A 3204-nucleotide genomic window follows, 5' to 3' on the forward strand; every position below is an offset into this window, starting at 1 on the left:
GCGCCGGGGAAAGACGCGCTGACGCTGCAGCGCCCGCTGCCGGACAACGCTCTGCGGATCGTGGCGCGAGGACAGAAACAGGACGGCTTGCCGGATGATCGGCGTCTGGGGTTGGCGGGGGCCTAGCCACCAATCGCCCGGCGCTACCCCGCGAAGCCGGGGCCGCAGTAGGAATCGAAGTGTCAAAAGCCCCGCTGGCGGGATTTCGACTTTGGGAGGCGAATGGTCGGTGAAAAACCCAGTTCGCTCCCATGGTCTTCACAGGCGACCCTATCCACGCGGGACATCAGTTGTCTACGGGCCGGCAATCCAAGCCGCCGCGGACGGATGAAGCCGGATTAACCGCCATCACCTGGCCCGTTGCCAGGACGAATACGCCGCGCATGTGCGCTATCGGCTGATACCGCATGTCTGGAAGCGGTTATGGAACGTTCGAGAGGCGATCGGTAACGGCAGCTATGCCGCGGAAAGCGCGTAATGGCGCAACGGGAAGGAAGCGCTAGGAGCGGTCGTCTGAAAACCAGCTAGACCGGACCGAAAGTGTCCATTGCGGACTGCGCAGCATTGTAGAACTGTGGCGCGATCCTCCTGCCGGAGCTCCCACCGAGATCGGCGGCGAGGAATTATCGCGGACGGACAGTAATAGCGAGAGCCAAATGTTTAGCGAGAGCAGGGATTCCGCTGAGGTCGCCAACTTCTTGACCCTGTATACAACACTAAAGGATTTGTGTGACGACGATCCTATCGGAGTCTTTAAGCTCGCTATTGCAGACAGGGCATTCAAAGGTTTGTGTATGAAACTCCTGAATGCGGCCAACACGCTGCACGCAAATGAACAGCGCCGCCCACAACTCTTCGCAGCGCCTGTTGACCCAAATTTCTTGTTTGCTTGGCGCGATTTCGAAGCGCGTTATGAGCACGTTTTGGCTGCTAACTGGAGCACGTTCGTCTTTGGAGACCAGAGCAAGGCTTTGACCGATAAATCAAGAGACTCCAACAATGCAGATCGAAAGTGGGAAAGCGCCGACCTGAATGCGGGCATTGCCGCGGACTTGATAGAAGCCGTTATCGGGGGCGCTCGCGTTGAGGATTTTCATTATAGCATGAGTACCGAAGAAGTGGCGGAGATGGCGACTGACTATTGGGAAGGCCTGCGCGACGAAGTCGGCTTCGATTTGACTGGCGTTTTTCGGCGACGGCGCCTCGTGCCTTTCGTACTTGTTCCCCGTCACATCGCCGCCCGTCACAGCTCGCCCGAAACAGCGGCGTTCTACGAAAGCCTGCGTCAGGCACACGACGCGTTCATTTTCGGCGTGCCGTTAGCCGCATTGGCGCTCATGCGCTCGATTATGGAGACAGTGCTACGAGACCACTACAATGTTCGAGGCGACGATCTGTCAGAGCAAATAAATAGCGCCCGGAAATCTCTTCCGGCGGGCGCGAACGAGGCCGCCCTACATAGGTTGAGAAAACTTGCGAACACAGTTCTTCATAACAGCGCGGACAGGAATCGAGTGCTGCAACTTGAGCCTCCGCAATTGGAAAAAGAGATGGTGTCGCTGCTTACCGTCCTGCGAGCGCTGATTGAAGGCGTGCCACAGTCGCGGCATCGCCAACCGGGTTAGTTTGACAGGGTAGTAATCACTTGTGGATTATGGCTACCTTGACTGGGGATAGAGGATCGGGAGGCTACGTGGATAGTTGGATGCCCGTTGCTATTCTGCCCAATTTATCGGGGGGGAAAGCGATCGAGGCCGAGATCGTTGCGCTTACGCCTACGGACGATCCGCGCGTGCAGGCCATGCGCACGGCGATTCCGCTCTTTGCAGAACTGCTTTCACGATTCACCAACGCTTTCGGAGTTCCACTTGAGCCGTTCGTATTCATCGCACGAAGTGATGCTGTTGCGAAATTGTCGGCAGACGCCCTCTTAAGCTTTCGTGATCTCGCGGCCATAAGTGTGATCCCTTATTCGCGATCGCTTAATACCGTATACAGGACGACCAACCGTATCGTGTACTCCAATTCGTTCGCACTCTACCCTTGGATGTTAAGCAATAGCAACGATACGCTCATAGCATCGACACCAGCTTTTATGGGCTTCCACGACGTAAAGCAGTTTCGCGGGCAATCCTCGCCAGAATTACCGGTCATGCGAATCGAAGAATCGGATGTCGATACGAGGATGCTTGATGTTTTGGTGTCACGCTGGAAACGCCACTATTTTGGTCGTCGGCGGCGATGGAAGGATCGCGCGCTCTTTCGCTCTCTCAATATGGCAGTGCAGGCCGGCTTAATTCCGGCAAACGCGCCAACAATCTTCGATCTCGGGCGCAGCATATCGCTTTGGGTCTCAGCGTTTGAGATCTTATCACATCCACGGATTGAGCGGGCGGACCTCTTCACGGTGTACCGCCTTTTCGAAGGCGTGGGTTATTACGACCGAAAGGTCAACCGTCGGCAATATGCCGCGTACATTCCAGAGCGCGAAAAGGCGAAGCGTAAGAAGGCGGGGCTGAAACCGGTCCGCTATAGACTTCCCTGTTGGATTTACGGAAAGCTGTACCAAGCGCGGAATCATTTTCTGCACGGAAATCCAATTCCGAAGAAGGCGCTTAGCCCGAAGGGGACAAAAAACGGTCTCTTCTGGTTAGCGCCTTCCCTTTACCGACTGGCGTTAACCGGCTTTTTGGATCTGTCTGTTGACCCTTCAGTTTGGAAGAAACTGCCGTACCGGTTTTCGGATGGAGCGTTAGCCAACCCAAAGTTCCGCAAGATTTATCGCGCGCATGATTTTCAGGAGATGAGCGAACGGGCGCTCTTGCGAATACTGAAATGATGACGGGGCCTTGCAAAAGGCTGACCTTTTGCAAAAGTCGGATGCCCGCTTCGGGCGGAGTTTTGCCGTCTGGCGATCATCGGGAACGGCGGGACTCGATAGCGAACCGGCCGTTCTGCGAGACCCTTGGGGGTCTTGCCGAAGTACTTCCGATTGCCACATGTGAGGCGGCGATAGGAGTTGCCGACACCATGCTGCGACGCCCTTGCGGGACGTGCCGTCCTTCTAAAGCCGCTTGCCGGACTGTCAGTCCCGGAGGTGGTATCCGCGGCGCCTCTTACGATCGAGCCATTTCTTGAGCTCGATCTGCGCGACTGGCCGGGACGGGTGCAGGTCGATCCGCTCGCGCCCCACGCTCCCGATCC

General features: G+C 56.5%; 2 protein-coding genes. Both read left to right on the top strand.

The features are described 5' to 3' along the window. The first annotated feature begins 656 nt into the window (after positions 1–656). Positions 657–1625, top strand: a complete 969-nt coding sequence (locus tag ACLP2E_RS19165; RefSeq protein WP_442466833.1) for a DUF4145 domain-containing protein — start codon at positions 657–659, stop codon at positions 1623–1625. Between the two features lie 80 nt (positions 1626–1705). Then, complete coding sequence (locus ACLP2E_RS19170; protein WP_442466834.1) at positions 1706–2839, top strand: hypothetical protein; 1134 nt, start codon at positions 1706–1708, stop codon at positions 2837–2839. The last annotated feature ends 365 nt before the right edge of the window (positions 2840–3204 follow it).

Origin of the sequence: Rhodoblastus sp. (assembly GCF_052145335.1) — a bacterium.
GTDB lineage: Bacteria > Pseudomonadota > Alphaproteobacteria > Rhizobiales > Beijerinckiaceae > Rhodoblastus.

Coding starts and splice junctions, on each gene's coding strand:
- ACLP2E_RS19165 (WP_442466833.1), top strand. CDS start 657: ATGTTTAGCGAGAGCAGGGATTCCGCTGAGGTCGCCAACTTCTTGACC.
- ACLP2E_RS19170 (WP_442466834.1), top strand. CDS start 1,706: ATGCCCGTTGCTATTCTGCCCAATTTATCGGGGGGGAAAGCGATCGAG.